At 32.3% G+C, this 8,493-nt stretch carries 9 protein-coding genes; all 9 read right to left on the reverse strand.

The features are described from left to right. Positions 1-86 precede the first annotated feature (86 nt). Positions 87-1,157 carry a hypothetical protein gene (locus H1P_RS28460; RefSeq protein WP_144874087.1) on the reverse strand — a complete coding sequence of 357 codons (1,071 nt, stop codon included), beginning with the start codon at positions 1,155-1,157 and terminating at the stop codon, positions 87-89. 248 nt (positions 1,158-1,405) lie between these two features. After that, positions 1,406-2,983, reverse strand: a complete 1,578-nt coding sequence (locus H1P_RS28465) for an Hsp70 family protein (protein WP_144874089.1) — start codon at positions 2,981-2,983, stop codon at positions 1,406-1,408. A gap of 102 nt (positions 2,984-3,085) precedes the next feature. Next, positions 3,086-4,081, reverse strand: a complete 996-nt coding sequence (locus tag H1P_RS28470; RefSeq protein ID WP_186376192.1) for a WD40 repeat domain-containing protein — start codon at positions 4,079-4,081, stop codon at positions 3,086-3,088. Beyond that, on the reverse strand, positions 4,024-4,461 hold the full coding sequence (locus H1P_RS36655) for a hypothetical protein (RefSeq protein WP_186376193.1): 438 nt from the start codon (positions 4,459-4,461) through the stop codon (positions 4,024-4,026). Before H1P_RS36655 ends, H1P_RS28470 begins: the two co-directional genes overlap by 58 nt. 20 nt (positions 4,462-4,481) lie before the next feature. Next, positions 4,482-5,720 carry a pentapeptide repeat-containing protein gene (locus H1P_RS28475; RefSeq protein ID WP_144874093.1) on the reverse strand — a complete coding sequence of 413 codons (1,239 nt, stop codon included), beginning with the start codon at positions 5,718-5,720 and terminating at the stop codon, positions 4,482-4,484. Positions 5,721-5,851: 131 nt separating this feature from the next. Next, entirely contained in the window at positions 5,852-6,544 is a 693-nt protein-coding gene (locus H1P_RS28480; protein WP_144874099.1) for a tetratricopeptide repeat protein, read from the reverse strand. Positions 6,545-6,646: 102 nt separating this feature from the next. Then, on the reverse strand, positions 6,647-7,162 hold the full coding sequence (locus H1P_RS28485; RefSeq protein WP_144874095.1) for a nucleotide exchange factor GrpE: 516 nt from the start codon (positions 7,160-7,162) through the stop codon (positions 6,647-6,649). A 137-nt stretch (positions 7,163-7,299) separates the two neighbouring features. After that, complete coding sequence (locus tag H1P_RS28490) at positions 7,300-7,515, reverse strand: DUF2997 domain-containing protein (protein ID WP_144874097.1); 216 nt, start codon at positions 7,513-7,515, stop codon at positions 7,300-7,302. A 363-nt stretch (positions 7,516-7,878) separates the two neighbouring features. After that, positions 7,879-8,493 (reverse strand): transposase (locus H1P_RS28495; protein ID WP_186376194.1); only part of this gene is annotated, 615 nt, incomplete at its 5' end.

Genomic DNA, 8,493 nt, shown 5'->3' on the forward strand with positions numbered 1-8,493 from the left:
GGTCGGCATTTCGTACAGCTATGTCTTATCGTTTTGTCCAGTGGCTCAATCATAATTTAGACGTTTTTACTGCTTACAAAGCTAGTTTAGGGTTCATTTGGGCTTAGTTTTTGTTTAAGTCCCGTTATTGGAGAATCTTTTAAAAAATCAACCAGATCGTCAGCCCACTCACAACTACATAAACCTAAATACTTTAAATTTGGAAAATGATCTTCAAATAAGAGTGGCATTAATAAATCATTTAAGAACTCAATATCATTTCTTCTTCCACTATATTGTTTCATTCTATAATCACGATCTTCCCCTAGCCATAATTCTAAATATTCTAATTGTGGCAAATCAAGAAACATAATATTTTTTAAGGCATAATCCCCTAAGCTTCTAGCTTCAACAATTAAATTTTTTAAGCAATTGTGTTGTACATGACTAAAATATAATCCACCATGACATTGAAGTTGTAAAAGCTCTAGTTTCGGGTAAGCTTCTAAAAGGTGTCTAACTTCATTCATCCAAATTTTATATCTTTTATATTCCCATCTTTCTTCTCCTCGATCGTCACTTTCATCTGCAAAAAATAAAGCTTTGAGATTTGGCAATTGTTGATGTGCATCAAGTAAAAGATCGATACATTCTTTATATGATATTGATTTGCCCTGATTGTAATTATACCAATCTGACCACATTGGACAATATAAAGCCTCGATTTTACTTCCTTGAGGCTCTAATTTTTTTAGTTCTGAAATAATATCATTAAATTGTTTTAAATCGACTCTATAAGCAGTATTAACAGGAACGTCTAAATAAGAGTCTAAATTAAAATCTTTGAGATTCCAATCGCTAAATCGAACAAAAAGAGAATACGGATCGTAGTCTAATAATGCTCGTTCTGCTTTTGCTGTTTTATTTTCCCGTAAAATATTAACAGCGTGTTTTCTAATCTCTTGCTGACTATTAGATAAAGCTGTAATTACTAAATTTAATCCTTCATCTTGATATTGAATAGCATCAGTTAACGTTGCTTTAATAATTTCTAGATTACTACTCTCTAATCTTCGCTTTACTCCTTCTATTCCACCCAATACTAAACCATCTACAGGAGGCGGATTATTTCCTCCTAAAACTAAATCGTATTCTTGAGGTTTTTTTTCCTCATTCATAATTCATCCCTCATTATTCAAAAATTACTTGATTATTGACACTTGACATGATATTTTATACATAACGGAAAAGAGTGTCGAATGCGACTCAGTTTTATTGTTCAGAATTACAAGCAATTGAAATAACGTAGGTGATAGTAAGACAGATCGAGAAAAGATAAACTATATAATATGTTGCGATCGCTTTACTAATTTTTCCTCATTCATCATTCCCAATTCCTCATTCCCAATTCCTCATTCCCAATTTCTCATTTCAAATTAGCAATAACTCCCCTTTCAACTAATACCCTTCCCGTCAATAAATCCTTTACAGTCGCTAACAACACCCGATTATTATCTACAGCAAAATCAACCACAATACGATCTATTCCCACTTCACCAGGAGGATCGAGGTGTGCCAAACAGACAGAAGTGCGATTACTATCTAAAGAGCTATACTGATTTTGTTGGCGTAACTCGCCACTGGTCATTCTTCCCTTATTATCAAAGCTAACTTCAGCTTGGGATATCTGCGCCACTTCCCCGATGTCGAGACGAATTTCCGTTTGTCCTTCTGTCGCTACTTGAAGGGTTAAAGGTTTGTCTGTAGCGCAGGGATACTCAATACCAGCATCGAAGATACTAACATAAGTATAACTCTTAGTTTGAGGTTCCCATAAACGAATGGCGTAACTGTGGCGCAAATAATCGTCTATTTCCGTAATTTGACTTAAAGCTAGCGCACCATGACAAACAGCTTCAAAGGGTTTATCTAACTTGACTTTCTTTTTCCCAAAATAGGAAATAACTAATTGTTGTACTGTGGGAATTAAAGAGCTACCCCCTACTAATAATACTTGTTCTATATCGCTTTTACTAATGCCTTTTCCTAATGCTATGGCAACTATTTCATCTAAAGCATTGCGTAACTGTTCTAGTAGTTGCTGTTGTTCTAATATTTCTTCTAACTTATCTCGGTCTAATTCTAGGTCATAGGACATAAAATTTTCATCATCGAACCAACTTTCTTTAGCTGATGCTTCTTTAGAAAGGCGTATTTTTAATTTTTCGGCTATTTCTAACAAATTTTGCCAGCCAATTTTACCTACTGATTCTCGTGATGTATTAATAGAGCGTAAATAGTCTTCCACAATCCAAATATCGATATCTTCTCCTCCTACATAAGCATCGGATTTAGCAATTACTTCGGCTTTTAAAGGTTTATCGGTTTCTGAAGGATTTAAGATAGTGCGGACTAAACTTAAATCTAGCGTACCACCACCAAAATCTAAAGTAAGCACTAAAGAACCAGACTTTTGTATGGCATAACTCAAAGCAGCAGCAGTAGATTCATCTATTAACTGTACTTCCGTTTCTAAACTGTATCCTAAATCTCGAAACCAATCTAAATATCTCTCGAATGCACCAATAGGAACAGTGAAAATAACTTTACTAGGTTCGATATTTTGCTGTTTGATTTGCTGCCAAATTTCTTTAATAAATAATTCTGAAACTAACTTACTCGTATAACTCTGGTTATCTAACTGTCTCGGTGGTGCTTGAAAATCTGCTGCTAAATCTCGCTTGAAGGCTTTGAATAAACGCTCTGGTTTCCCCAATCCCAAACGCTGTCCTCTAACCTTTTCTCCTAATATTAATTGTTCAGCTTCTTTAATAAATACCAGAGTGGGAGTTACAGCAATGCTTTTAGTTTCTTCAGTATTAATACTATAAGTAAATAAACGGGATATTTCGGGTAGTCTGATAGTTGTTGCTGCTTTGGTATCTGCTTCTATAAGACTAACTACAGTGTTACTCGTACCAAAGTCAATCGCGATAATAGTCATTTGGGGGAGGATGAATTAGGAATGATTAAGGATGAATTTAATTCTCAAACTTTAATCTTATTGTTCCCAAAAATAGTAAATTGTATTTGTATTAAAAAAAAACTATAATTTTACTTGCCAGAGTTTGATATTGACATAATTAATAAAACTTCCTCGATCGCTTGTTTTTAAATCAACTCCCATAGTAGCAATAGTATTACCGTCTGGACTGATTGCAATTCCCGATACTCCATCGTGGTATAAAGTTGTTAGATTTTGGTACGTTTTTATATTAAAAATCTCGATCTCATTTATCTTTATCTGTTCTGTATATCTGTCATGTTTGGAAAAAGCTAAGATACTTCCATCTTTGGCAACAGCTAAAATATTTGCCTCTGAATCAATACTAAATAAATCTGAAGGGCTGCTGGATTTTAATTGTATTAAACCATTATTGTAAGATAGATTACTGTTAGCTACAATATTATAATTATTTTTCTCAGAAGAAAGATTATCTCCAGTTTTGATATCCCATTCTTTAATTGTTCCGTCTTCACTAGCTGTAGCTAAAATACTATTATAATTACTAATTGCCAAAGAAGTCACCTTATTTATATGACCTTTTAATGTGTGTATTTGCTTTCCACTTTGTAAATCCCAAAGTATCACTGAGTTGTTTTTTTGATTGCATTTTTGAGAACGTTGACTGCTAGTAGCTAATATTTTTCGATCTTGACTAATAGCAACATTAACTCTCGCTGCTTTTTTATTGTGATGTCCGAGAAAGATATTAATAATTTGTTGTTCGGTGACAGCACTAATTTTAGAATCATTATTCAGTCTATCGAGTTCTTGTCGGCTAATTCCAGTTGCTAAGTCAATTACTTCAATATGATTGCAACAAAGATTATCTTTAAGAGTACCAGCAGCAATTAGAGTATTAGTTTCAGGATGAATATACAACGAAGTGATAGGACTATGAACATTTGAAATAAAGTATTTGTCAGATAATATTTCTAGCTCTGGTAAATGTGTTTTTTTGGATTGTTTTAAATTCCATTCTATATATCTAATAATACTTTCTCCAGAAAAGAAAGAATAATGTGAAGTACAATACAATAATTTGGTTTGACTAAAAATAATAAACCCTGGATCGTTACTTGGTATGTTGATGTCGTAAATACATTCAAAAAACGATAGGGATTAAAATTTATGATAGCTTGTTTAATTTTATTCTCTTTTCTATCTCGTAATAATTTATAAGCAGCTATTCCTACTTTATCCGATTTATCTTGTAAAGCTTCAATAACTAAATCTAAACCTTCATCTCCATATTTAATCGCATCAGATAGCGCAGCGATTCTAACTTTAATATCGTCACTTACTAAACATCTTTTAACTCCTTCAATACCACCCAATACTAAACCATCAGTAAGAGGGGGATTATTCCCACCAAGTACTAGATTATACTCTTTTGGTTGCCTTGATTCATCATTCATAATTCATAATTCATCATTCCCTATTCGTAACCTGGCTCATAATAATGTTCGTCGTCAAATAACGCACCTTCTAAATTAGAAGTATCCAAATTAGGAGGAAATCTCGGACTATCTACACTACTAAACTTTGCTCCTTCTGTATTAGCTTTATCGAGATTATTATTTCCAAAAGTACAACGAGTAAAATTTGCACCCCTAATATCCAAACCTGTAAAATCTACTCCTGTAAGGTCAGACCATCTAAAATCCGCACCTTTTAAATTAACGCGATCGAATTTTACTCCTTGGAGATTAGATAATTTAAAATCTACATTTTCTAAATTAGATTCTCTAAAAATTAGATTTACTATTCCATTTTCATAAGTATAAAATTCAGTATTAGTTAGATCGCAATTATCAAAAAGTGTATTTTTAAATGATGACTCGACAAAAGATACTCCTTGAAGATTTACATGACTAAATGTTACATTTTCAAAATCCAAACTTAAAAATGATGTGTCTTTTAAATTATTATTATTGCCAAAAATAGTATTTTTGATACTGATACATTCATTAAAATCAGCATATTGAAAATTAGTATTGCTCAAGGAAATATTATTAATTTCTGAGCTAAGGAATTCACAGCTAGTTAAATTGGCTTTTTCTAAAATTGTTTTCTCTAAAGTAAGACAAACAATCAATGTTTTTTCTAAGATAGCTTCACTTAAGTCAGTTTGAAATAAACAAGAGTCACAGATCATCGATGTTTTAAAATTGGCTTTGATTAAAGATGCTTTACTAAAATCAACTTTATTAAGATCGCTACTACTTAAATCAGCCTCGTTTAAATTGACTCCACTTAAATCTATTCCATAGAGTTTTGCACCACTAAGATTTATTTCCGATAAATTAATTTTATAATCTGGTAATGCTTGTTTGTATTCATTCCACAGTTCTACATTATTAGGAATAAACTCAGCAAAATATTCTAGTAATAATTCCTTATAAACCTCATTCTTAGTATTAGAAAGTAAAATAGCAGCAAGCCATTGAATTTTATTCTTTTCTGTAGCAATAAGATCGAATAACCAAGCTTCTCCTGCTTCCTCATAGGAAGAAGCTTTTTGTAAAATAGCTATTTTCTTCTCTTCAGAATTAGCATTACTAAATTGTAATTTTAAACCATCAATACCACCCAAAACTAAACCATCAGTGGGAGGAGGATTATTACCACCAAGTACAAGATCGTATTCTTTAGGTTGCTTGTCTAAATTATTCATTTTTTATGATTAAATTGTTTCCATAAAATCAAATCTTCTTGAGCTTTTTTAATGTATCCCAACTCCTTATAAAGCATACCTCTAACAAAATAAGCTAGTGAAAAATCAGATTTAATTTCAATTGCTTTTGTCTAGTCTGCGATCGCCTTTTTATATTCTTTTAAAGATAAATAACAATTACCTCGGTTATAATAAACTCCGTGAAGAGAATTTGAATTTGAAGCTATAGTAATTATTCGAGAAAGATCGTTAATTGCTAATTGATATTGTTGTAATTGTTGATAGCAAAATGCTCGCCTGTTATATAAATCTGTATATTCAAAAATATAATCTAATACTTCAGAAAAATCATCGATCGCACCTTGATAATCTTTTTTGTTCAGTCGCTCTGTTCCTCTTTTGATATAAAGACTGACACTATTAGTGTTACCGCGTAATGCCAATTTTGCTTTTTCTTGGGGACAATCAATCAGTATTTCAATTGCTGCTTTTTGTATCCAAAGAGAAGAATGAAATAAATGTTCTATAACAAAATTTACTCCCCGATCTCCATATTTAATTATTTCCTTAAATACAAGCTTTTTAATTTGAATATCGTCTTCTTTTTTGCCAATATCGATTAATATATCGAATCCTTCTACTCCATATTTTTCTAGTTGCTCGATCACAGCAATTTTTTCATTAAGAGACTGACTTCTAAGTCTTTTTTTGACTCCTGCAATACCACCTAGTACTAAGTCTCCTGATTGCGGTTGCTGTTGATTCCCTAAAACTAAATCGTACTCTTTTGGTTGTTTTTCGTTATTATTTGCATTAGATGTCATCTGTTTACAATTTATACCTATAAATATGTGGGCGATACCCACACTATTTAAATTATTTTTGTTATCTTAATTCATCATTCATAATTCCTAATTCATAATTCTTCATTCCTCCTTCCTAATTGGTAAAGTTCGACTCACCTTTGCAGGACATACAATATTATCTTCATAGCGATAACCGATAAAGCGAATATAAACAGTATCTCCTTCTGTAATATCATCGGAATCTGCTTGGTGAAGTTGAGGATTATAGGTTACTTCTTCCCAAGGTTCGCCAATAGTTTCGTAACCCCAATCTGATAGTAAATTCCCCAAAGGAGTAAATAACGCCACTAAGTTTTTAGCTGGTAAATCTGGCTTATGTTGAGCCATTTTAGTCGCCGTAGGATAATTAGCTAAGAGAGTTTGCAGCTTAGTAAAAAAATCTTGTTTTAAATCTTTAGTAGCTTGATGCGATCGCTCTTCCAAATCTACTCTCAATCTAGCACATTGTTGTTGCAATTCAGCTATTTCTTTATCTTTTGCTTTGATGATATCGTCTTTGGAAGAATGACCAAAAATTTTAACTAAAATAATTAAAAATAACAAAAATAGCAATAAAGCTAATAACAAATCATTCATTTATATCTAAAATTTATTGATAACGGTTTACATCTTGATTTGAAAGAAATAATTCGTCCGCAGATGAACGCAGATAAACGCAGATAGATTTATTGGTTTGTCCGATAAATCATCATTCATCATTCATCCTTTATCTCTCATAATTCATCCTTTAAATACTGCGTTTCAGAATTAATTAGATTTTCTTCTCCTTGATAGTATTCGGGTAATAATTCCTGAGATTCTACTTTACCCAAAGCATCTTCTAAAGGTGCGGTAGTTTCAGTACAACTTTCTCCCGAAGCATTAATAACTGTTTCGGTAATTTTGCCATCTTTGCCAATGCGGTATTCGATTTTTTGATATTCAGCCATGTTTTTAAGTATGAATTAAGAATAATGAATGATGAATTGGGAATTAGGGAATGATAAATGATAACTGTTAAATGATAAATGATAAAAAATGGTACGAGATTATAATTCCCAAAAACCCCATCATAATCCCGCATTTCTCACAAATTAAGTTGAAGCCTAATTTTAAACTGAAAAATCATCAATTTTTCCTGATAAGAAAAATTTTCGATATTGGGGCAGGACTAAAGCACTAAATTCTGCAAAAATTCCCCAACAATAACTTTAAAATAATTCCAATCGAAAAATTTTCCATGACAAAATAAACGGCAATTAAGTAATAGCCATTTAAGCAACTATTTTAATTATTTTGCTCAAAAATTAAAATCATCCAGAATCAGGAATCGCTTGAATTCTTGAGTGAGCAATGACTAAGATATCTGGATAGGGACAAGCAGTAGCAATAGCAATTAAAATTCTTCTACAACTAATGGTTATTTTCGCTCCTAATTTAAGGAAAGAAAGACGAATTGTCCCGACTGTAGCTTTAGCAAAAGAGGTTCTTTTAAAACAATTTTGACGGAAAGCTTGTAGCAGGACATAAGCCATTGAAGATAGCCAAAGTCTGAGTTGATTACTGTCAAATGTTTGCGTTGAAGTTCGGTCAGAAAATAAATCTAATTGTTGTTCTTTGATGCGATTTTCCATCTCCCCTCTAGGGCAATATTTATCAGTATAAAGTTTAGATGGTGGTATCAATGATGCTGGTAAAGATGTAACAATGTGGCGCATTTGTGAGCCATGAGAGCCATGACAAACTTTGGTTACAACTCTTCTAGAACGACTCCAAGACTGTTGTGTTTTATAGCAAAGGGAACGATACCAAGTTGCTGAGGGTACTAACTTATTTACTTCTGATAATTCTTCATCAGCAGAAAATAAGGTTTCTATTAATTTAGTGACAGGTTCAAGTCTTGCTTCATAATCAGCCTTGGCTTTCTC

This window comes from Hyella patelloides LEGE 07179 (genome assembly GCF_900659865.1).
GTDB classification, from domain to species: Bacteria; Cyanobacteriota; Cyanobacteriia; order Cyanobacteriales; family Xenococcaceae; genus Hyella; species Hyella patelloides.